Consider the following 21,774-nt stretch of genomic DNA (forward strand, 5'->3'; position numbering starts at 1 on the left):
CCCGGGGCGGTTCAGTCCGTAGATCCATTCCTCGATTCTCACGGCTTCGGACCTTCGGTAATTACTATTGAAGGTCTCCTGAGTGCCCAGCACTTCCTGGCTTACAGGCTCTCCGCATTTCTGCTGCACTTCGAATGCCCGGTCCCACGTGCTGACCAGCTGGTTACCACAGCGCAGGGTTGACGTGGCATATGACGAGGTGGCAACTGACCCGGCCATGGTGGCGAGGGTCAGGTTGATCAGCAGTTTGATTCGGGTACGTGCCAAGGCTTCATTCACTGTCGAGGTGGAGGGGGCTGATGACTTTACCATCTGGCTGGGCCTGACCCAGGCGGGCATCGACGAAGTACACACGAGCGTCTTCCAGCTTGCCCTTGTCTACCAGGTAGTCCTTGATGCTGCTGGCTCTGCCCTGGCCCAGCTCACGCAGCAATACCTCATTGCTGCTCCAGAACTTGAGCACGGCGGCACGCATCTGGTTTGCACGTTGTTCCTTGCCCAGGTTTGCCCATTCGGCAGGCGGTTGCTGTTTCAGGCGTGTGCGGTAGATACCTTCAAGCATAGGAGCTTTTTCATCCTCAGGGACCTGTATCAAACCGGCTCTGGCTGGAACCTTGTCGCCGCGTCGCTGGAGGATCTTGTAATAGGTGTACTGGTATTCCCGCTCCAGCCGCTGTTGGGCAATCAGAGGACCGTCACTGCTTGCAGCGCTGGTGCCTTCGATCTCCAGCTTCAGGTCCGGGCGNNGCCACCGAGAGCTTGTCCAGGGCGCTTTGCGCCTCGGCCGACAAATCACTGGAGCCCGGCGCGAAACTCACGCTGCCGAGATCCTCGGAGCTTCCACCAGCGACCAGCCCGCCGAGCATCTTGAACGGAGCCTGCGCAGCACGCAGCACAAGATTGCGCAGGGTTTGCCAGACAATTGGCATCACGCTGAACTGCGGGTTGTTCAGATCGCCCTCGATCGGCAGCTCCAGGGAAATTCGTCCCTGCGTATCCTTGAGCAGCGCGACCGCCAGACGGATAGGCAGGTCCAGCGCATCCGGGCTGTCGACACGCTCACCCAGTTGCAACTGTTCAACCAGCACCTTGTTCTGCGCCTTGAGCTGACCTTTGGTGATCAAGTAGTGCAGATCGAGATTGAGCCTGCCCTTGCGGATTCTGAAACCGGCGAACTTGCCGGAATAAGGGGTCAGATTGGTCAGCTCGACACGCTTGAAGCTGGTGGTGATATCCAGGCTGGCCATCGGGTCGAAAGGGTTGAGGCTGCCTTTGATGGTCACAGGCGCGTAGCGATCGACCTTGCCCTGGATGTCCACGGGTGCCGGTGTCGCCTTGCGGTTGTCGATGGTGCCGATACGACCATTGAGCTGCTGCACGGCGGTGGCAAAGTTGGGGGTCAGGGTCATGTCGGCAAAGTTTGCCGAGCCATCCATGATATTCACTTCGCCGACGTAAATCGCCAGAGGGTTATCTGCCTTGGCCTTGGGCTGTGTTCTGGCTGTTTTTGGCTGCGATGCGGTCTTGTCATCAGGCTGCGGAATCAGCAGATCGTCGACATTGGTGGTCCGGTCTTCATTGATCATGAAGCGTGCGTAAGGCTGATCCATGTTGACTTTGGCAATCGAAAGGCCCGTGCCGTGCTGGTAGTCCAGCCCTTCGAGTTGCAGTTGCTGCCACTTCAGGAAGTCGCGCTGTTTGAGCGTGTCGAGTGTGTGAAGCTGATTGACCTGTGCTTTGCCGGTAACGCTGAACGCCAGCGGTTCGGTGCTTTTCAGGTTGACCGCCAGATCGCTGCCCAGCATGCCGCTGCGCATTTCCAGACGAATGAACGGGCTGATGTAGGCTTGGGCGAGGCGCAGGTCGATGTCGCGGGTAGTTACGTTAAGTTGTGCACTGAGCGGGTTGAGGTTCACATCGCCGGCTGCAGTGAGGTTGCCCTGTTTGCCCAGCCCGGTATCAAGCTTGAGCGTGAAGGGGGATTTGTTAAGGCTGTCGAAATTCTGGATGTCCAGATTCAGCGGGCCAACATCCAGAGCAACAGGCTCTTGAGGTGCGCGATCTGCCAGATGGACCATGTAATTGCGCAGCTGCACATCTCGCAGCAGCACCTGCCATGGCGTGCTTTGCGTGGGGGACTTGGCGCTGGCTTTGGCAGAGGCGTCGGTCGTGGGTGCCGGTTCAGCCGCCTTGTCGTCCACGGCCGGTGTTTGCGGTGCCGCTGGCTTGCCCGGCTGGCTGGCAAACAGCTTTTGCCAGTCCAGTTGCCCGTCGGCTTCGCGCGCTGCCCAGGTTTCCAGTTTCTGGCTGCGGATCTTGCCTACGGTCACCAGCTGCTTTGCCAGATCGACTGATGTTTCGCTCACGTCCAGGCGTTGCAGGCGTACCAGAGGGCGACCGTCTGGCGTGTTCAACGCGAAGGGCGCGACACTGGCCGACACATTGGTCAACTTCAGCTCGGTTTCCTTGGCCAGATTGAGTGTGTATGCCGTGCTGAAATTCAGCACGCCGTCCTCAAGCGCCAGCGGCAACGCATCACGCACGTAAGGCCACCACAGCTTCATCTTGCTGTCGGTGACTTTCAGCGTCCCTTCCGAGGTGATCGGTATCAGGCTGATACGCCCGACCCAGTCGATCTGCCCGCCATCCGGACCTGCCGCGACCAGCGTCATGTCGGCATTGTCTTCGGGTAATGTGCTGAGGTTCTTGAGTTCGAAATTGAGTGTGTCGTAGAGAAATTCGATGGGCTGGCTTGGGCGCATATCCTGAAAGTGAACATAGCCATCGGCCAGTTTTATTTCGTCGATACGCAGCGGGAACGGCTTGCCGGGTGGTTCGTCCTTGGCAGGTTCGCTGGCTGGCAGCTTGAACAGTTGCGCCAGATTGAGCTTGCCTTGCTTGTCGAACAACAGCTCGGTCTTGGGTTTGATCAGCTCGATGCGTTGCAGGTGCAGGGCCCGTGTCCACAGGCTGTCGATTTGCAGGTTGGCATAAAGCTTTTCAAACGCGACCTGTTCCTTGCCCGGTGTGCCGATGTTCAGGCCCCAGAGCGTCAGCTCCAGCGTGTAGGGATTGAATTCCAGGCGTTCAAGCTTCGCCGGCACGGTGGCGTAATTGGCCAATTGCTGATTGGCGATCCGCAGAGCGACACCGGGAAGAATGAAGAACCCCAGCAAGCTGTAGAGCACGATCACAGTCAGCAAGGAGCCAAGTGTGCGTTTCAATCCTCTGGACATGGGCAGCGGCGTCTCTCTCTTTTGGAAGCCCTTGGAGTATGGCATGCCTGTTCGGTTCCCAAGGCACTGCCGTCGCCGCTCGTAGGAACTTTCCGATAGTGCTTTGCGATACCAGCCGCCGGATCAGAGTTGCAGGATCAGCGTTTTCAGGGGTGGCTGATTATCCAGAGACGGGAAGTCCTTGGCAGGAAGCATCTCCTGGCAGTCGCGTACCGGGCGTCCAGCCTTGGTGGCACAGCGTAATACCTGCTCACGCCAGTCCTGCATGCTGACCTTCGCAAGGTTGTTGCAGCAGATCAGCACGCCGCCGTCTGCCGTCGTCAACAGCGCCGGCTTGAGCAGGCTTTGATAGTCGCGCAACAGGTCAACGGTGCCGAACGCACTTTTGGCCCAGGCAGGTGGGTCAAGCAGGACCAGATCATACTGGCGCTGTTGCAGCTTCATGTAGCTGGGCAATTGTTGGCTACGCCGCGCTGCAATCGGCAGCCCCGCCAGTTGGCGGATTGCCGGAAAATAATCCGACTGGATGAACTGCATGGGTGGCAGTTGCGGGTTAAGCGCACCATTCTCTCGACCCACGGCCAGATTACCCTCGGCGAAGTCCAGATTGCACACCTCGCTCGCGCCACCGGCCGCAGCGCTGAGACCGACGCCGCAGGTATAGGCGAAAAGGTTCAGCACGCTTTTGCCGGCGCTGTGCTGTTTGACCCAGCCACGCGTGTTGCGCAGGTCCAGAAACAACAACGGGTCCTGGCCCGCATGTCGGCCACGGACCCGATAGTTGAGCCCCCACTCATGCCCGATATGGTCGGCCAGCGCCGCTTCGTCAGCCTTGTAGACCGTATCCTGGCGATCCACGCGTGAGTTGCCTTGCGAGCGATCGTTATAGACCAGCAGCGTTTCCAGTCCCAGTCGTGTGTTGACTTGCTCGTGCAGCGCAAGCAATGCATCGCGATCCAGGCGGGTGTGGAAGCTTTGTACCAGCAACTGCGGGCCGTAGCGGTCGATGGTCAGCCCGCTGGCGCCTTCCTGACTTCCGTGAAACAGCCGATAGCAGTCCGTGCCCTGCTGATGCAGTTCGCCCAGCAACGATTGACGATTATCGAGGGCGACGCTGAGCGCCTGATTCAAGGAAGACATGCTAAGCGCCTCGGGCTGGAATAAGGCGCGGGAGTTTAACAGCTAGCGGGCGCTGAAGGTTTTTGGCGTCAGGTGCGTTATTCCGGCCCTGTGTTGTCATACAGCGCCAACATTCCCCTGCTAAGGTACTTTTTTGCCTGTCAGCGAGGGGATAACCGTGAGCCAGTTCGATCTCAAGCGTCGCCGTGTCATCCAGGCCGTGGGGGCCGGTTTGCTGTTGCCGGGGCTTGCGCCTGCGGTGATCGCTTCGGTGCAGGACCGCCCGAAAATGGTCGATGGTGTGCAGTCCGGAGATGTGCTCGGCGACAAGGCCATGGTCTGGAGCCGCAGCGACCGGCCTTCACGGATGGTGGTCGAATGGGACACACGCAGTATGTTTACTCAGCCACGGCGCGTGGTCTCGGCGCTCGCCGATCCGCGTACCGACTTCACCGCGCGGGTCGAGTTGAGCGGGCTGCCGGTCGATCAGGCGATTTTCTACCGCGTCTCGTTCGAGGATGCTCAGAGCGGTGTCGCCAGCGAGCCCTGGTTCGGCCATCTGCGCAGCACGCCCCAACAGCGTCGTGACATCCGCTTCGTCTGGAGTGGTGACACGGTGGGGCAGGGCTTCGGTATCAACCCTGACGTTGGTGGCATGCGTATCTATGAGGCGATGCGCTTGCGCTTGCCGGACTTTTTTATCCACAGCGGTGACACCATTTACGCCGACGGGCCAGTGCCCGAGCAGATCACCACGGAAGGCGGGCGGATCTGGCGCAACCTGACCACCGAAGCGAAAAGCAAGGTGGCGGAGACCCTCGACGAGTACCGAGGCAATTACCGCTATAACCTGATGGATGAAAATCTGCGCCGCTTCAACGCAGAAGTGCCGCAGATCTGGCAATGGGATGACCACGAAGTCACCAACAACTGGTCGCCCAGCAAGCAGCTTGATGAGCGTTACAAGGTCAAGGATATCCAGCTGCTGTCCTCGCGTGCCCGCCAGGCTTATCTGGAGTACGCGCCGCTGCGCTTGCAGCAAGCCGACAATGGCGGACGCATTTATCGCAAGATTCCCTACGGTCCGATGCTCGACGTTTTTGTCCTCGATATGCGCAGCTACCGCGACGGCAATGATGCCAATCTGGCCGAAAAACCGGGTCCGACCACCGCATTTCTTGGTCGTGAGCAACTTGACTGGCTCAAGCGCGAACTCAATGCGTCGCGCGCGCAATGGAAGGTCATTGTTGCTGACATGCCCATCGGCCTTGGCGTACCGGATGGCGAGGTGAGCCCCGGTGTGGCGCGCTGGGAAGCCATCGCCAACGGCAATGACGGACCGGCGCTTGGCCGCGAGCTGGAGGTTGCCGAATTGCTGGCGTACCTGCGCGCGCAGAAGATTCGCGACTGTGTCTGGCTGACGGCCGATGTCCATTACTGCGCCGCGCATCATTACCAGCCGGATCGTGCCGTGTTTCAGGACTTCGACCCGTTCTGGGAATTCGTCGCCGGGCCGCTGAATGCGGGCAGCTTCGGTCCCAATGTACTGGACAAGACGTTCGGTCCGGAACTGGTGTTCCAGAAGGCGCCCCCTGCACAGAACACCTCGCCTTTTGCGGGTTATCAGTTCTTTGGCGAAGTGAATATCGACGGGCAGACCGGCGAGATGTCTGTTGCCCTGCGCGATCTTGATGGCGTTTCAGTGTTCGAGCGCAAATTGCAGCCGACCGTGGAGATTAGCCGCATTGTCTGACAGAGAATCGGGGTTGTTCAGGTAACCCTTTCGGAAATTCCTTGCAACATGCTTGTCGTGTGTGGCCTATCATGAGCTACCTAACGACGGGACCGGGTGTGTTGCATGCTGGCTATTTTTCTCCAAACCCTGAACATCACCGCCCCGGTGTTTGCCATGCTGTTTCTGGGCGTATTGCTCAAACGCATCGGTGCTATCAACGACGGGTTTATCGTCGCGGCTTCCGGGCTGGTGTTCAACGTCACGATGCCTGCGCTGCTGTTTCTGGGCATCATTCACGCTGATTTGCGCGCGGCTCTGCAACCCGGACTGCTCATCTTTTTCAGTGTCGCGACGCTACTGAGTTTCGCATTCGCCTGGGGCTGGGCGATCTGGCGCTGCCCGCAAGAAGAGCGTGGCGTTTACGTTCAGGGCGCGTTCCGTGGCAACAACGGGGTAATCGGCCTGGCGCTGGCGGCGAGCATGTACGGCCCTTATGGCATTTCGTTGGGGGCGATTCTGGCCGCGCTGGTCATCGTCTTCTACAACACGTTGTCGACAATTGTGCTGGCGGTTTACAGCCCGGTGATCAAGTCCGACCCCTGGAGCGTGTTCAAAAGTGTGCTGGCCAACCCGCTGATCATCAGCGTCATCATCGCATCGCCTTTCGCTTACTTCAGCATAGGCCTGCCCAGGTGGCTGGAGACGTCCGGCAGTTATCTGGCGCAAATGACCCTGCCGCTGGCGCTGATCTGCATCGGCGGCACGCTGTCGCTGGCCTCGCTGCGTAAAAGTGGCAGTCTGGCGATCAGTGCCAGCGTCATGAAAATGATCACGCTGCCGCTGCTCTGCACGCTGGCCGCCTGGCTGGTCGGTTTTCGCGGCGCGGAACTGGGCATTCTGTTCCTTTACTTCGCGAGCCCGACGGCCGCTGCCAGCTACATCATGGCGCGCACCGCCAACGGCAACTACGAACTGGCCGCCGCGATCATCGTCATCACCACACTGGCCGCAGCGGTCACCACCAACGTGGGAATTTTCATTCTGCAATGGGGCGGCTGGATCTAGTCCGGCTTTACGTAGCTGTCGATGACTTCCTGTGCTGCACGGAACGCGTCGATGGCTGCTGGCACGCCGGCATAGACCGCGCAGTGCAGCAGCGCCTCGCGAATTTCCTCCACCGTGCAACCGTTGTTCAGTGCTCCACGAACATGGCCCTTTAGCTCTTGCGGGCATTTCAGGGCGGTGAGGGTGGCCAGGGTGATCAGGCTGCGGGTTTTCAGCGGCAAACCCTCACGACTCCAGACGCTGCCCCAGGCGTGCTCGTTGACGAAGTCCTGCAGCGGCTGGCTGAACTCGGTTGCGTTACCCAGCGCACGGTCGACGTAGACATCGCCCATTACCTGACGACGGATCTGCTCGCCTTCGCTGATTGTCTTGTCTGTCATGGCATTCCCCTTGTATCGATGCGGATTGAGGTCAGTGCTGGCGTCGCCAGGCGCGGATCGTGCCCCAGGCAACAACAACGCCGAGCACAGGCAGAACCAGAGTAAGCATTTTTGTCTCGAGCCTTTCGGCCAGTGCCATTCCAGTGCTGATCGCCAGAATATGCAGCCCGTAAGTCAGGTACAAGGACAGCAAAAACAACCCTTCCATGCGGTCTATCCGGTAGCCGGAATAGAACAGCGGCACACAAAGCAGCGAAACACCGAGCATGATCGGCAGGTCGAACACCATTGCATTCGGCGAGATCGTCAGCGGCACCGGGGCGAACAGTGCAGTCACTCCCAATACCCCCAGCAGGTTGAACAGATTGCTGCCGATCACATTCCCCACTGCAATATCCCGTTCGCCACGAAACGCCGCGATCAGCGAGGTCATCAGGGCAGGCAGTGAGGTGCCGATGGCGATGATGGTCAGGCCGACGATGCGCTCGGAAAGCCCCAGATGGATGGCGATCACGACCGACGCGTCAACCAGCAAGTGCCCGCCAGCGGTCAGCAGCAGCAAGCCTGCGGCAAGCATGAGGATGCGCGTGAAGGTGCGTGGTTTCTCTGTTGTTTCGGCATGGCCGTGGCGCGGCGTGTGACCGCCCTGGCGGATGATGACAATCAGGCAGACCAGCAAACCTGCAAGCAGCAGTGCACCGTCAAATTTGCTGAATTCGCCGTTCCATGACAGGCCGATGGCCAGCAGGCAGGCACCGATCATCAGCGGAATATCGATGTGCAGCACCTGGCGGGCAACGCGTAACGGGATGATCAGCGCGCATAGGCCAAGAATCACCAGGACATTGAAGATGTTGCCACCGATGACGCTGCCTACGGCGATGTCGGTGTTATCGGCAAACGCAGCTTGCAGGCTTACCGCCATTTGCGGCGCGCTGGTGCCCATCGCCACCACGGTCAGGCCAATGAGCAATGGCCTGACCTTGAAAATCGCCGCCAGATGCACTGCCGCACGCACTGAAAGTTCTGCCCCGATCAGCAGCAATAGCAGGCCGCTGAACATTTGAATGAGCGCGGGGGCGGGCAGGGCCGATAGCTGGAGAATACGAATGTCCTTGTTAGTGTTGAACGGGATTAAGGCTAATCAAGGGCCTGAACACGCACTGGCGCGGTGCCGCTACGCAGCATACCCAGTTGTTCGGCTGCTTCGCGAGAGACATCGATCAAACGACCACGCGTGTGAGGGCCGCGATCATTGATGCGTACGACCACTGACCTGTCGTTGTCCAGGTTAGTGACCTTGACGCGCGTGCCGAATGGCAACTGCCTGTGGGCGGCAGTCAGGGCGTTCTGATTGAAGGGTTCGCCACTGGCTGTGCGATTGCCATGATGGCGGGCACCGTAATAAGCGGCTGTGCCGGTCTCGTCATAACCGTGAGGGTCGATGATGTGATTGGCGCAGCCTGCCAGTAACGTCAGCAGGCTGCAGGCAAAAATAAGGCGGCGCATGGGTTGGGTTCCTGAGTGCCGGAGTAGGTGTGGTTGACTCTCATGCCAATCCTCCATGCTGGCATGCGTCACAACTCGGTGTTGCAGCGCGCACGCAACAGCGGACGCAGAGCTTCCAGAACGGCGCCCCCACGCTGGAACGTGAAGAACGATAGGCGCGCGCGAGAACACCTATCGTGCCAATGCTCCGCGTTGGCATGCATTTCGTGACGCTCCGCGTCACAACTTGGTGTTGCACCGCGTGCTCGGTATCAGCCCTCCAGCTTGGCCTTCAGCAACTCGTTGACCTGCTGCGGGTTGGCCTTGCCTTTGGAGGCTTTCATTGCCTGACCGACGAAGAAACCGAACATCTTGCCGCGCTTGGCTTCATCGGCGGCGCGATATTGTTCGACCTGCTCCGCATTGGCAGCCAGCATCTCGTCGAGCATCGATTCGATGGCACCGCTGTCGGTTACCTGCTTCAGGCCGCGCTTGTCGATGACTTCATCGGCACTGCCTTCGCCATTGGCCATCGCCTCGAAAACCATTTTCGCGATCTTGCCGGAAATGGTGTTGTCGGTGATGCGCTTGAGCATGCCGCCCAGTTGCTCGGCACTGACCGGCGACTGTTCGATTTCCAGGCCCTGTTTGTTCAGCAGGCTGCCCAGTTCGACCATGACCCAGTTGGCGGCCAGCTTGGCGTCACCGCTGATGCTGACCACCTGCTCGAAGTAGTCGGCCTGCTCGCGGCTGGAGGCCAGCACACTGGCATCGTAGGTCGACAGGCCGAACTGGCTCTGGAAACGTTCGCGCTTCTGCGGCGGCAGTTCCGGCAATGTGGCGCGGGTTTCTTCGAGGAACGAATCCTCGATGATCACCGGCAACAGGTCCGGGTCGGGGAAGTAGCGGTAGTCGTTGGCTTCCTCCTTGCTGCGCATGGCGCGGGTTTCGTTGGTGTTCGGATCGTACAGGCGGGTCTGCTGGATAACCTTGCCACCGTCTTCGATCAGATCGATCTGGCGCTGGATCTCGCTGTTGATCGCCTTCTCGATGAAGCGGAACGAGTTGACGTTCTTGATCTCGCAACGTGTGCCGAACTCGACCTGGCCCTTCGGGCGAATCGACACGTTGCAGTCGCAACGCAACGAGCCTTCGGCCATATTGCCGTCACAGATGCCCAGATAACGGACAATCGCATGAATGGCTTTTACATAGGCCACGGCTTCCTTGGCACTGCGCATGTCCGGCTCGGAAACGATTTCCAGCAGCGGCGTGCCGGCACGGTTCAGGTCGATACCGGTCATGCCCTGGAAGTCTCCGTGCAGGCTTTTGCCTGCATCTTCCTCAAGGTGCGCGCGGGTGATGCCGATGCGCTTGACTGTGCCGTCTTCCAGCGTGATGTCCAGGTGGCCCTTGCCGACAATCGGCAGCTCCATCTGGCTGATCTGGTAGCCCTTGGGCAGGTCGGGGTATAAGTAGTTCTTGCGGGCAAACACGTTGTGCTGGCCGATTTCGGCATCCACCGCCAGGCCGAACTTGACGGCCATGCGCACGGCTTCCTTGTTCAGCACCGGCAGAACGCCGGGCATGCCCAGATCGACGAGGCTGGCCTGGGTGTTGGGCTCGGAGCCGAACGTAGTGGCGCTACCGGAAAAAATCTTTGATTGGGTCGAAAGCTGGGTATGAATCTCCAGCCCGATGACGACTTCCCATTGCATGTGTTTCTCCTCAGAAGCCTTCAGGTGCGCGAGTGTGCCAGTCGGTGACTTGCTGATACTGATGCGCCACATTCAAGAGACGGCCTTCCTGGAAATACGGAGCGAGCAACTGCACGCCGACCGGCAGGCCATCGACAAAGCCTGCGGGCATGGACAAGCCGGGCAGGCCCGCCAGGTTGGCGGTGATGGTGTAGAAGTCTTCCAGGTATTCGGCAATCGGATCGTTGGTCTTGGCGCCGATTTTCCAGGCCGGGTTGGGCGTGGTCGGGCCGAGGATTACGTCGACTTCGGCAAATGCACTCATGAAATCGTTCTTGATCAGGCGACGGATCTTCTGCGCTTGCAGGTAGTAAGCGTCGTAGTAGCCCGCCGACAGCGCATAGGCGCCGACCATGATGCGGCGCTGGACTTCCGGGCCAAAGCCTTCGGCGCGGGAACGCTTGTACAGGTCGGTCAGGTCTTTCGGGTCTTCGCAGCGGTAGCCGAAACGCACGCCGTCGAAACGCGACAGGTTGGACGAGGCCTCAGCCGGCGCGATGACGTAGTAGGCCGGGATTGCGTGTTGCAGGTTTGGCAGGCTGACCTCCTTGACGACCGCACCGAGTTTTTCCAGCTCCTTGACGCTTTCATGCACCAATTGCGCGATGCGCGGGTCCAGGCCTGCGCTGAAATACTCTTTCGGCACGCCAATACGCAGGCCCTTGAGTGAGGTGTTGAGGCTGGCTGAGTAGTCCGGAACCGGCTCGTCGATGCTGGTCGAGTCCTGCGGGTCGAAGCCGGCCATGCCTTGCAGCAGCAGTGCGCAATCTTCGGCGGTGCGCGCCATTGGCCCTGCCTGATCGAGGCTTGAAGCGTAGGCAATCATGCCCCAGCGCGACACACGACCGTAAGTAGGCTTGAGGCCGGTGAGGTTGGTCAGTGCCGCAGGCTGGCGAATCGAGCCGCCGGTGTCGGTGCCGGTTGCGGCAGGCAGCAGGCGTGCAGCAACCGCCGCTGCCGAACCACCGGACGAGCCACCGGGCACGCATTCCAGATTCCACGGGTTTTTCACCGCGCCGTAATGGCTGGATTCGTTGGCCGAACCCATGGCGAATTCGTCCATGTTGGTCTTGCCCAGCGTTACCGTGCCTGCCGAAGCCAGTTTCGACACAACCGTGGCGTCATACGGCGCCTTGAAGTTGTCGAGCATCCGGGAGCCGCAACTGGTACGGATGCCTTGGGTGCAGAACAGGTCCTTGTGCGCCAGCGGGGCGCCGAGCAGCGGGCCGTTCTCACCGGCGGCGCGCCGAGCGTCTGCAGCCTGGGCCTGAGTGATGGCCAGGTCTTCGGTGAGGCTGATGAAGCTGTTGAGCTGCGGGTCGAGCGTCGCGATACGCGACAGCAGAACGCGGGTCAGCTCTTCAGAAGAAAACTTTTTTTCGGCGAGTCCGCGAGCGATCTCGGCCAGAGTCATTTGATGCATGCAGGCGCTTTCCCTTACTCGATGACTTTCGGAACCAGATAGAGGCCGTCTTGGACCGCTGGTGCGATGGCTTGGTAAGTGTCACGACGATTTCGCTCGGTGACGGCGTCTTCGCGCAGGCGCTGGGTGGCTTCCAGCGGATGGGCCAGAGGTTCGATGCCAGTGGTGTCGACCGCTTGCATCTGATCGACCAGTCCGAGAATGCTGTTAAGTGCTTCGGTGGTACGCGGGATATCGGCGTCATTGAGACCCAGTCGGGCCAGATGAGCGATCTTTTCCACGTCGGAGCGTTCAAGCGCCATGGGGTATCTCCAGTGGAATGCTTATGGATTTGCTTTGTTGCCAATTGCGGAACACTATCGCGTTATTACTGTCTCAAGCCGCTAACGTCGAGGGTCATGTTCGGAAAACCGCCAATTTAGCATATTGGCTCCTTGCCCAAAATCCCTGTCGTTGTTAGAGTTTGCCGCACTTTTTTTACCACGCGTTCCCTAGGGTCCCTTTCCCATGTTCAAGAAACTGCGTGGCATGTTTTCCAGTGATCTATCCATCGACCTGGGCACTGCCAACACCCTTATCTACGTGCGTGAGCGCGGTATCGTTCTGAATGAACCCTCTGTCGTTGCCATTCGTACTCACGGCAACCAGAAGAGTGTCGTGGCCGTCGGTACCGAAGCCAAGCGCATGCTGGGCCGTACTCCAGGCAACATCGCAGCCATTCGTCCAATGAAAGACGGCGTTATCGCCGACTTCAGCGTCTGCGAAAAAATGTTGCAGTACTTCATCAACAAGGTCCACGAAAACAGCTTTCTGCAGCCCAGCCCTCGTGTGCTGATCTGCGTTCCGTGCAAATCCACCCAGGTTGAGCGTCGTGCCATTCGCGAATCTGCCCTGGGTGCAGGTGCACGCGAAGTATTCCTGATCGAAGAGCCAATGGCTGCTGCAATCGGTGCCGGTCTGCCGGTGGAAGAAGCTCGCGGTTCGATGGTTGTCGACATCGGCGGCGGCACCACCGAGATCGCGCTGATTTCCCTGAACGGTGTGGTGTATGCCGAATCCGTACGTGTAGGCGGCGACCGTTTCGATGAAGCGATCATCACCTATGTGCGTCGTAACTACGGCAGCCTGATCGGCGAATCCACCGCCGAGCGCATCAAGCAGGAAATCGGTACGGCCTACCCGGGCGGTGAAGTGCGTGAAGTCGACGTCCGCGGCCGCAACCTGGCTGAAGGCGTGCCACGTGCGTTCACCCTGAACTCCAACGAAGTGCTTGAAGCGCTTCAAGAGTCATTGGCGACCATCGTTCAGGCGGTCAAGAGCGCTCTGGAGCAGTCGCCTCCGGAACTGGCCTCGGACATCGCCGAGCGTGGTCTGGTCCTGACCGGTGGCGGTGCATTGCTGCGTGATCTGGACAAATTGCTGGCTCAGGAAACAGGTCTGCCGGTGATCGTTGCCGAAGACCCGCTGACCTGCGTAGCCCGCGGCGGTGGCCGTGCGCTGGAAATGATGGATAAGCACACCATGGATCTGCTCTCCAGCGAGTAATTCGCCGGAGTGCCTTTCACGGAGTCTTTTGTATGCAGGTGGCGTATGTGCTACCTGTATGCATCGTGCTGACACCGAAACAGGGTGCCTATCTCTTTCATTTGTCCAGGCCGGTTACATACCGCATGAATAATTGCCAATCGAAGTTCGATCCAACGATCGCATGCCCCGGAGGAGCGGCCTATTAAACCGCTTTTCGCAAAAGGCCCTTCGCTGGGCGTACGTCTGCTGGTGCTGGCCGTTCTGTCGGTTGCGTTGATGGTTGTCGACGCCCGCTTTACGATCCTCAAGCCCGTGCGCAGCCAGATGTCGATGGTGCTCATGCAGTCCTACTGGATCGTTGATCTGCCACAACGTTTGTATCAAGGCGTTGCCAGTCAGTTCGGCAGCCGCACAGAGCTGATCGCCGAAAACGAAAAACTCAAGACCGAAGCGTTGCTCCTGCAAGGTCGCTTGCAAAAGCTGGCGGCACTGACCGAGCAGAACGTTCGTTTGCGTGAGTTGCTGAACTCTTCTGCGCTGGTCAACGAAAAGGTCGAGGTCGCCGAGTTGATCGGCATGGACCCGAACCCCTTCACCCATCGCATCATCATCAACAAGGGCGAGCGCGACGGCGTTGTGCTGGGCCAGCCGGTGCTCGATGCGCGTGGCCTGATGGGCCAGGTTGTCGAGCTGATGCCGTACACCTCGCGGGTCCTGCTGCTGACTGATACGACCCACAGCATTCCGGTGCAGGTGAATCGCAACGGCCTGCGTGCTATCGCCAGCGGCACCGGCAACCCTGAACGGCTTGAGCTTCGGCATGTGGCAGATACTGCCGACATCAAAGAGGGTGATCTGCTGGTCAGTTCCGGCCTGGGGCAGCGCTTCCCGGCTGGCTACCCGGTGGCTACGGTTAAGGAAGTGATTCACGACTCCGGCCAGCCGTTCGCAATCGTGCGTGCCGTGCCAACCGCCGCATTGAATCGCAGCCGTTATCTGCTGCTGGTGTTCTCGGACGGTCGTTCGCCGGAAGAGCGGGCTGCCGACGCGGCGCAAGCGCAGGAATCCATCGACAAGGGTATCGAGCCTTCAGTGATGGCGACCCTGCCGCCGCCGACACCTGCTTTCCCGATGTGGCCGCAAGCAACTGTTCCGGTATTCCCGGGCAGCACTGCAACGCACAAGCCTGCTGCGCAATCGACAACGCCTGCGCCGGCTGCAGCGCCTGTGACACCGGCAAGGCCTGCCGCCCGGCCTGCTGCTTCACAGCCGCCTGCTTCAAGACCTTCCACTGCTCGGGAGCCTATCGATGGTTAGTCATGTTTCCGGGCGCAATGGCTGGGTGGTCTGGCTGACGTTTGCGATCGGTCTGTTGCTGAGCGTTTCGCCGCTGCCGCAATTCATGGAAATCTTCCGGCCCTTGTGGCTGGCCCTGTTGCTGACCTTCTGGGTTCTGGCGCTGCCGCACAAATATGGTATGACCACTGCGTGGATACTGGGGCTGATGGAAGATGTGCTGTATGGCACATTGCTTGGCCAGAATGCGCTGATCCTCAGCCTGATCACGTTTCTGGTGATGTCCCTGCAGCAGCGTATGCGTATGTTCCCCATGTGGCAGCAATGTCTGGTGCTGTTGGTCGTATTCGGTCTGGCGCAGCTTGCGCAGCTCTGGCTGAGTGCATTGACCGGCAACCGTCAGCCTACGCTGGCGCTGGTTCTACCCGCGCTGGTCAGTGCCCTGTTGTGGCCCTGGATCAGCTATGGCCTGCGTGGATTGCGCAAACGTTTGAAAATCAATTAAGCGCAAGGTGAGCGCGACGCCCCGCTGCGTCCCTGGCGCTCACCCGAACAGACACGGAGATGTCCTTATGCCCTCGCTTTATCTGGCTTCTGGCTTCTGGCTTCTGGCTCGCCGCGCCGCCGCGAACTTCTGACTCAGATCGGTGTGTCCTTTACCGTACTGAACGCTCAGATTGACGAAACTCCCTTCGACCACGAAACCCCGGCTGCCTATGTCGAGCGTCTTGCGCTCGGCAAGGCCCAGGCCGGGCTGTCTGTGCTGGTGGCCGAACAACAGGCCTGCGTGATGGGCGCTGACACGGCGGTGGTGCTTGATGGGCGCATTCTCGGCAAGCTGGCCGATGAGGCGGATGCTCTGGCCATGCTGACGGCCCTGTCCGGGCGCGAGCACGAAGTGATGACCGCCGTCGCGCTGAGTGATCGGCATCGCAGTGAAACCCGTATTGTGACCAGTCGCGTGCGCTTTCGCCCGATTCAACCCCACGAGGCCCAAGCCTACTGGGCCAGTGGCGAGCCTGCCGACAAGGCCGGAGGCTATGCCATTCAAGGGCTGGCGGCGATTTTCGTCGAGGGCCTGCAAGGCAGCTATTCTGGGGTGGTTGGTCTGCCTCTGTGTGAAACCGCAGAACTGCTTGGCCATTTCGGCATACCCTGCTGGCAATGCCTGGAAGGTGACGAGTCATGAGTGAAGAGATCCTGATCAACATCACCCCGATGGAATCACGGGTGGCAGTGGTAGAAAACGGTGTTCTGCAAGAGGTGCACGTCGAGCGTACCCAGCGCCGCGGCATCGTCGGCAATATCTACAAAGGCAAGGTAGTGCGGGTGCTTCCCGGCATGCAGGCGGCGTTCATCGATATCGGTCTGGACCGCGCTGCATTCATTCATGCCTCGGAAATATCCATGCGTGAAGGGCCTGCCGTCGAGAGCATTGCGTCGCTGGTGCATGACGGCCAGAGCCTTGTGGTGCAAGTCACCAAGGACCCCATCGGCAGCAAAGGCGCGCGGCTGACTACCCAGCTCTCCATTCCGTCACGGTATCTGGTGTACATGCCGCGCACTGCGCATGTAGGCATTTCCCTGAAAATCGAGGACGAGGCAGAGCGTGAACGACTGAAAAAAGTTGTCAGCGATTGTGTCGCCCTGGAAGGTATCAAAGAGGCCGGAGGCTTTATTCTGCGTACCGCGGCCGAGGGTGCCGGTGCTGATGAAATCCTCATGGATATCCGCTATCTGCGCAGGCTCTGGGATCAGATCGGCGAGCAGATCAAGACCGTCAGCCCGCCCACGGTGATTTACGAGGACCTGGGCCTGGCCCTGCGTACCTTGCGTGACCTGGTCAGCCCGCGCATCGAGAAAATCCGCATCGACTCGCGGGAAACCTTTCAGAAGACCACCCAGTTCGTGGCCGAGCTGATGCCGGAAATTGCCGACAGGCTGGAGCATTATCCGGGCGAACGGCCGATCTTCGACCTCTATGGGGTCGAGGATGAAATCCAGAAAGCCCTCGAACGAAAGGTGCCGCTCAAGTCCGGTGGTTATCTGGTGGTCGATCCGGCCGAGGCGATGAGCACCATCGACGTCAATACCGGTGCGTTTGTGGGGCATCGCAACCTTGAAGAAACCATCTTCAAAACCAACCTGGAAGCCGCTACAGCCATTGCCCGTCAGCTGCGCCTGCGCAATCTGGGCGGCATCATCATTATCGATTTCATCGACATGGAAGACGGTGAGCACCAGCGTCAGGTGTTACGCACACTGGAGAAGCAGCTGGAGCGCGATCACGCCAAGACCAATATCATCGGTATCACCGAGCTTGGCCTGGTGCAGATGACCCGCAAGCGCACCCGTGAAAGTCTTGAGCAAGTGCTCTGCGAGCCCTGCCATTGCTGCGCGGGTCGGGGCAAGCTGAAAACCCCCGAGACCATTTGCTATGAAATCTTTCGCGAGATCCTGCGAGAAGCCCGAGCCTATCAGGCGGTGGGTTATCGGGTTCTGGCCAATCAGCGCGTGGTCGATCGCTTGCTCGACGAGGAGTCGGGCAATGTGGCTGAACTGGAGAGCTTCATTGGCCGGACCATCCGTTTTCAGGTAGAAACCATGTACTCGCAGGAACAATACGACGTGGTGCTGCTCTGAGGGTGCTGATCGTTTGAAATATGATGACAAGTGCCCTTCGGGTTTCTGGCAGGTATGCCGTTTTATCGAGAATGATGCGTGGGAAATGAGCAAAACCTGTACCTGAACGCACCTGCACACCTGAGCCGGAATCGATTCGCCGATTCCGCTGCTTGTATCCCTCAGCGGAGGGCATCCTGAGATGGGTCGTCTTCCTCGCCTTGTTGCAACCCTGACTCGTTGGGGGCTGAGCCTGTGCGCACTGGTTTTGGTGCTCGCGGCGTTGTACGTAAGCCTCGGGCGTCAGCTCACGCCGCTGGTTGCCGAATACCGTGTCGATGTGGAAACCAGGGCCAGCAGCGCGCTGGGCATGCCGTTGAGCATTGGCAGTCTGGAAGGCAGCTGGAGCCGGTTTGCCCCGGTTTTTCTGGCTCACGACGTCATGGTCGGAGAGGGTTCCAGTGCTGTGCGTCTTGATCGTGTAAGGGTTGTTCCCGGCCTCTGGGAAAGCCTGCTGGCGCGTCAAGTGCGCATCGCTCATCTCGAGGTGGACGGCCTGCAGTTCATGCTCAGGCAGGACAAGGAGGGCAACTGGTCGGTACAGGGCTTGCCAGTGCGCAACGACAGCCCGTTCGACCCCGGGCAAGTGCTTGAGCAGATGCAGATGGTCTCGCACTTGTCGCTGCTCGACAGCCAGGTCACTGTGCAACCGTTTGACGCCGCGCCGCTGACCCTGACCTATGTAAACCTCAGTCTGGCCACAGGCAGTTATCACCAGCGCCTTGATGCACGCCTGACGCTGCCGGATGGCCAGCCGTTTGCCCTGAATGTGCGTTCACGTATCCAGGCCAGTCAGTGGAAGGACGGCGAGGCAGATATCTACGCCAGCCTGCCGCAAAGCGACTGGGCCAGGTGGTTGCCAAAAAGCCTCACCCGGGAATGGACACTGTCGAAGCTGCAGGCCGGTGGCGAGCTGTGGATGAACTGGGGCAAGGGCACTCTGCAAAGCGCGACTGCGCGGCTTAATGCGCCGCATGTCAAAAGCGTTTATGCCGGTCGCAAACCCTCGACTGTCGACAACCTCGCGCTCAACGCCTGGTTTGCGCGCACTGACACAGGTTTCGACCTGAACCTCGATTCACTGGCGATGAGCCTGGGCGACAAGCGCTGGGAAAGCCGCCTGCAACTCACGCAAACCGCTGCGACGCCCGACAGCGAAGAACTCTGGCATGTGCAGGCCGATCGCCTGGACCTGACGCCGCTCACGCCGCTTATTGATTCCCTCGCGCCGTTGCCGGAGAAAGCCATGGCAGTGGTCGACGGTCTCAAGGTGACAGGCGGGCTGCGTAACGTGTTGCTGGATTACCGGCCACAGGCAACCGGCGACAAGCGCCTGAGCTTTGCCGCCAATCTGGACAAAGTGGGGTTCAACGCCTATCGCGGGGCCCCGGCGGCCGGAAATGTCACCGGGGCCATCAGCGGCGATCTGGGCCAGGGCGAACTGCGGCTCGACACCAATGACTTTATGCTTCATCTGGACCCTATCTTCGCCAAGCCCTGGCGCTACCAGAAGGCCAATGCCCGTCTGACCTGGAAGCTCGATGATCAGGCATTCACCCTGATCGCGCCGTATATCAAGGTGCTCGGCGACGAAGGCAAGATCGCGGCAGACTTTCTGATCAGGATTCATCTCAGCCATGAGCAGGAAGACTACATGGACCTGCGGGTCGGCATGGTCGACGGCGATGGTCGTTACACCAGCAAGTATCTGCCTACAGCCCTCAGTCCCGAGCTTGATCACTGGCTGCGCACCGCCGTGGTGAGTGGTGCGGTCAAGCAGGGTTTCTTTCAGTATCAAGGGTCGCTGAACAAGAGTTCGCCCGACACCGCGCGCGTCATCAGCCTGTTTTTCGATGTCAGCAACGCAACGCTGGCGTTCCAGCCGGGCTGGCCTTCGTTGACCGGAGTCGACGGCAAGGTTTACGTCGAAAACAGCGGCGTGCGAGTCAAGGCAAGCAAAGGGCAGTTGCTCGATACCAAAGTAAGCAACGTGCTGGTCAATATTCCCCACGTCCCGGCAGGTCAGGACAGCCACCTGCTGGTCGATGGCAGCTTCTCCGGCAATCTGATCGATGGCCTGAAGATTCTCCAGCAAGCGCCCATCGGCACGGCCAGCACGTTTGCCGGCTGGACCGGCGAAGGTCCGCTGGATGGCAAGCTGAAGCTGGATATTCCGCTGGCCAAGGGCGTCGAGCCAAAGGTTGTGGTGGATTTCAGTACCGACAATGCGCGTTTGAAACTGGCTGACCCGGTGCTGGAATTGACTCGCCTCAAGGGCGATTTCCGCTTTGACAGCGCCAAAGGGCTGAGCGGCAAGGGCATCAAGGCGCAGGCATTTGATCGTCCCGTGACCGCAGAAATCGCTGCCGAAGGCAAGCCAGGCGACAACGTGACATGCATTGTGGCAAACGGGCAGATCACCGTGAAGCGGCTGACCGACTGGCTGAGCGTTACCCAGCCACTGCCGGTGTCGGGTGACTTGCCGTATCAGCTGCAATTGACTCTGGACAGCAAGGACAGCCCACTGGTGATCAACTCCACGCTCAAGGGCGTGGCAATCGATCTGCCTGCACCGTTTGGCAAGACTGCCGAGGAGGAGCGTCCCAGCGAGTTCCGTATGACCCTGCAAGGCGCGGAGCGCAGGCTTGGCGCGGCGTATAACGATCAGGCCAACTTTGCTTTTGCCGCACCGAATGGCAAGTTTGCCGACGGTCGCGGTGAGCTATATCTGGGGCGCGGCGGGGCGATAGTGCCGGACGCCAAAGGGCTGCGGATTCGTGGCGAATTGTCTGAGCTGGACGTAGCGCCCTGGCAGGAGCTGGCTGGACGATATACCGGCAATGATCCGGGCGGCAGCGCAAAACAACTGCTCAACAGCGTCGACCTGCAGATCGGCAAGCTGACGGCGATGGGCACCACGCTGGATAACGTACGTGTTCAATTGCAGCGCAATGCTGCGGCTTGGGCCTTGTCGCTGGACAGCGCGCTGGCCAAGGGCACTGCCGTGCTGCCCGACGCGAAGTCCGCGCCGATCGGTATTAACATGCTCTACGTGCGACTGCCTGCCTCTGATCCGAATGCGGCGGTGGTCGAGAACGCGCCTGACCCTCTGGCGGATATCGACCCGCACAATATTCCTGCGCTGGACGTGAAGATTGCCCAGCTGTTTCAGGGCGACCAGTTACTGGGTGCCTGGTCGCTGAAAACCCGCCCGACGGCGACCGGTATGCGCATGTCCGACCTGAGTCTGGGGCTCAAAGGTATTTTGCTCGAGGGCGATGGTGCCTGGGAGGGCACTCCGGGGTCCAGCAGCAGCTCGTTCAAGGGGCGTGTGGCAGGCAAGAATCTGGCAGACGTGCTCAAGGCCTGGAACTTCGCGCCGACGGTCACCAGTGAAAGTTTCGAAATGAATGTCGACGGACGCTGGCCGGGTTCGCCTGCCTGGGTGGGCCTCAAGCGCTATTCCGGCAGCCTGGATGCGACGTTGAACAGAGGCCAGTTTGTCGAGCTAGAAGGCGGTGCTCAGGCGCTGCGGGTGTTTGGATTGTTGAATTTCAACTCCATCGGCCGTCGCTTGCGCCTGGACTTCTCCGACCTGCTGGGCAAAGGGCTCAGTTACGACCGGGTCAAAGGGCTGCTGGTCGCCAGCGACGGTGTTTATGTGACGCGCAACCCGATTACCCTGACCGGGCCGTCGAGTAATCTTGAGCTCAACGGTACGCTGGACATGGTCCGCGACCGCGTTGATGCGAAGCTGCTGGTGACCTTGCCGGTGACCAACAACCTGCCGATCGCGGCATTGATTGTCGGTGCGCCAGCCATTGGCGGCGCGCTGTTCCTGGTCGACAAGCTGCTGGGCGACAGGGTTGCCCGCTTCGCCAGCGTGCAATACAAGGTCGAAGGGCCCTGGAAAGAGCCGAAGATCACGTTCGACAAGCCATTTGAAAAGCCCCAATAGCGCCGCATGGAGTACAGTGGTGGCCAGGTCATCAAGGAGCGGGTCGCCATGTCCTTTGCTGTGATTCAGATGGTCAGCCAAAGCGATGTCCAGGCTAATCTGGTCAGC

The 21,774-nt window shown here is 59.7% G+C and carries 16 protein-coding genes and 1 pseudogene; 8 read left to right on the top strand and 9 right to left on the bottom strand.

Annotation, left to right across the window (positions count from 1 at the left end; genetic code table 11):
- From ALO64_RS06930 to ALO64_RS06940, 3 genes and pseudogenes are all read right to left on the bottom strand, one after another.
- A partial coding sequence (locus tag ALO64_RS06930; protein WP_054991678.1) for a DUF2845 domain-containing protein occupies positions 1 to 312 on the bottom strand: 312 nt, incomplete at its 3' end.
- Positions 272 to 3,236, bottom strand: a pseudogene (locus ALO64_RS06935) (DUF748 domain-containing protein). The gene ALO64_RS06930 and the pseudogene ALO64_RS06935, both read right to left, overlap by 41 nt.
- A gap of 123 nt (positions 3,237 to 3,359) precedes the next feature.
- On the bottom strand, positions 3,360 to 4,376 hold the full coding sequence (locus ALO64_RS06940) for a class I SAM-dependent rRNA methyltransferase (RefSeq protein WP_005733044.1): 1,017 nt from the start codon (positions 4,374 to 4,376) through the stop codon (positions 3,360 to 3,362).
- Positions 4,377 to 4,533: 157 nt separating this feature from the next.
- Here ALO64_RS06940 and ALO64_RS06945 point away from each other — a divergent pair, with 157 nt between their 5' ends.
- Positions 4,534 to 6,108: an alkaline phosphatase D family protein gene (locus ALO64_RS06945; RefSeq protein WP_044344693.1), complete on the top strand. Its 1,575-nt coding sequence runs from the start codon at positions 4,534 to 4,536 to the stop codon at positions 6,106 to 6,108.
- Between the two features lie 105 nt (positions 6,109 to 6,213).
- Positions 6,214 to 7,155 (top strand): AEC family transporter, encoded by a 942-nt coding sequence (locus ALO64_RS06950; protein ID WP_002555114.1) that lies wholly within the window; start codon positions 6,214 to 6,216, stop codon positions 7,153 to 7,155.
- Here ALO64_RS06950 and ALO64_RS06955 read toward each other — a convergent pair.
- The 6 genes from ALO64_RS06955 to gatC all read right to left on the bottom strand — a co-directional run bounded on the left by ALO64_RS06955 (position 7,152) and on the right by gatC (position 12,505).
- Positions 7,152 to 7,535, bottom strand: coding sequence for a carboxymuconolactone decarboxylase family protein (locus tag ALO64_RS06955; protein ID WP_005733046.1), 384 nt, complete (start codon positions 7,533 to 7,535; stop codon positions 7,152 to 7,154). The two genes, ALO64_RS06950 and ALO64_RS06955, sit on opposite strands and share 4 nt — an antisense overlap.
- A gap of 31 nt (positions 7,536 to 7,566) precedes the next feature.
- The gene (locus ALO64_RS06960) at positions 7,567 to 8,598 is read right to left on the bottom strand and encodes a calcium/sodium antiporter (RefSeq protein WP_005733048.1); all 1,032 of its coding nucleotides are present in this window, start codon (positions 8,596 to 8,598) and stop codon (positions 7,567 to 7,569) included.
- Positions 8,599 to 8,675: 77 nt separating this feature from the next.
- On the bottom strand, positions 8,676 to 9,044 hold the full coding sequence (locus ALO64_RS06965) for a septal ring lytic transglycosylase RlpA family protein (RefSeq protein ID WP_002555111.1): 369 nt from the start codon (positions 9,042 to 9,044) through the stop codon (positions 8,676 to 8,678).
- 251 nt (positions 9,045 to 9,295) lie between these two features.
- Positions 9,296 to 10,741 carry an Asp-tRNA(Asn)/Glu-tRNA(Gln) amidotransferase subunit GatB gene (gene gatB, locus ALO64_RS06970; protein WP_054991679.1) on the bottom strand — a complete coding sequence of 482 codons (1,446 nt, stop codon included), beginning with the start codon at positions 10,739 to 10,741 and terminating at the stop codon, positions 9,296 to 9,298.
- 10 nt (positions 10,742 to 10,751) lie between these two features.
- Positions 10,752 to 12,203 (bottom strand): Asp-tRNA(Asn)/Glu-tRNA(Gln) amidotransferase subunit GatA, encoded by a 1,452-nt coding sequence (gene gatA, locus ALO64_RS06975; protein WP_044344694.1) that lies wholly within the window; start codon positions 12,201 to 12,203, stop codon positions 10,752 to 10,754.
- Positions 12,204 to 12,217: 14 nt separating this feature from the next.
- The gene (gene gatC / locus ALO64_RS06980) at positions 12,218 to 12,505 is read right to left on the bottom strand and encodes an Asp-tRNA(Asn)/Glu-tRNA(Gln) amidotransferase subunit GatC (protein ID WP_002555109.1); all 288 of its coding nucleotides are present in this window, start codon (positions 12,503 to 12,505) and stop codon (positions 12,218 to 12,220) included.
- 205 nt (positions 12,506 to 12,710) lie between these two features.
- Here gatC and mreB point away from each other — a divergent pair, with 205 nt between their 5' ends.
- The 6 genes from mreB (at position 12,711) to ALO64_RS07010 (ending at position 21,666) form a co-directional block, all read left to right on the top strand.
- On the top strand, positions 12,711 to 13,748 hold the full coding sequence (mreB, locus tag ALO64_RS06985; protein WP_002555108.1) for a rod shape-determining protein MreB: 1,038 nt from the start codon (positions 12,711 to 12,713) through the stop codon (positions 13,746 to 13,748).
- 231 nt (positions 13,749 to 13,979) lie between these two features.
- A complete protein-coding gene (gene mreC / locus ALO64_RS06990) occupies positions 13,980 to 15,047 on the top strand; it encodes a rod shape-determining protein MreC (RefSeq protein ID WP_002555107.1) in 1,068 nt (355 codons plus the stop codon).
- Positions 15,040 to 15,531 (top strand): rod shape-determining protein MreD, encoded by a 492-nt coding sequence (gene mreD / locus ALO64_RS06995; protein ID WP_002555106.1) that lies wholly within the window; start codon positions 15,040 to 15,042, stop codon positions 15,529 to 15,531. The genes mreC and mreD overlap by 8 nt, the downstream gene beginning before the upstream one ends.
- 96 nt (positions 15,532 to 15,627) lie before the next feature.
- Positions 15,628 to 16,215, top strand: a complete 588-nt coding sequence (locus tag ALO64_RS07000; RefSeq protein ID WP_044344695.1) for a Maf family protein — start codon at positions 15,628 to 15,630, stop codon at positions 16,213 to 16,215.
- Positions 16,212 to 17,669 (top strand): ribonuclease G, encoded by a 1,458-nt coding sequence (rng, locus tag ALO64_RS07005; protein WP_004666200.1) that lies wholly within the window; start codon positions 16,212 to 16,214, stop codon positions 17,667 to 17,669. The genes ALO64_RS07000 and rng overlap by 4 nt, the downstream gene beginning before the upstream one ends.
- A 181-nt stretch (positions 17,670 to 17,850) precedes the next feature.
- On the top strand, positions 17,851 to 21,666 hold the full coding sequence (locus tag ALO64_RS07010) for a YhdP family protein (protein ID WP_044344696.1): 3,816 nt from the start codon (positions 17,851 to 17,853) through the stop codon (positions 21,664 to 21,666).
- Positions 21,667 to 21,774: the final 108 nt, after the last annotated feature.

This window comes from Pseudomonas meliae (assembly GCF_001400515.1).
GTDB classification, from domain to species: Bacteria; Pseudomonadota; Gammaproteobacteria; order Pseudomonadales; family Pseudomonadaceae; genus Aquipseudomonas; species Aquipseudomonas amygdali.

What these genes read in the sequence shown, in the direction of transcription:
- ALO64_RS07010 (WP_044344696.1), top strand. Translation starts at nt 17,851, where the DNA reads ATGGGTCGTCTTCCTCGCCTTGTTGCAACCCTGACTCGTTGGGGGCTG.
- ALO64_RS06960 (WP_005733048.1), bottom strand. Translation starts at nt 8,598, where the DNA reads ATGTTCAGCGGCCTGCTATTGCTGCTGATCGGGGCAGAACTTTCAGTG.
- gatB (WP_054991679.1), bottom strand. Translation starts at nt 10,741, where the DNA reads ATGCAATGGGAAGTCGTCATCGGGCTGGAGATTCATACCCAGCTTTCG.
- gatC (WP_002555109.1), bottom strand. Translation starts at nt 12,505, where the DNA reads ATGGCGCTTGAACGCTCCGACGTGGAAAAGATCGCTCATCTGGCCCGA.
- rng (WP_004666200.1), top strand. Translation starts at nt 16,212, where the DNA reads ATGAGTGAAGAGATCCTGATCAACATCACCCCGATGGAATCACGGGTG.
- gatA (WP_044344694.1), bottom strand. Translation starts at nt 12,203, where the DNA reads ATGCATCAAATGACTCTGGCCGAGATCGCTCGCGGACTCGCCGAAAAA.
- ALO64_RS06965 (WP_002555111.1), bottom strand. Translation starts at nt 9,044, where the DNA reads ATGCGCCGCCTTATTTTTGCCTGCAGCCTGCTGACGTTACTGGCAGGC.
- ALO64_RS06940 (WP_005733044.1), bottom strand. Translation starts at nt 4,376, where the DNA reads ATGTCTTCCTTGAATCAGGCGCTCAGCGTCGCCCTCGATAATCGTCAA.
- ALO64_RS06950 (WP_002555114.1), top strand. Translation starts at nt 6,214, where the DNA reads ATGCTGGCTATTTTTCTCCAAACCCTGAACATCACCGCCCCGGTGTTT.
- ALO64_RS06955 (WP_005733046.1), bottom strand. Translation starts at nt 7,535, where the DNA reads ATGACAGACAAGACAATCAGCGAAGGCGAGCAGATCCGTCGTCAGGTA.
- mreB (WP_002555108.1), top strand. Translation starts at nt 12,711, where the DNA reads ATGTTCAAGAAACTGCGTGGCATGTTTTCCAGTGATCTATCCATCGAC.
- mreD (WP_002555106.1), top strand. Translation starts at nt 15,040, where the DNA reads ATGGTTAGTCATGTTTCCGGGCGCAATGGCTGGGTGGTCTGGCTGACG.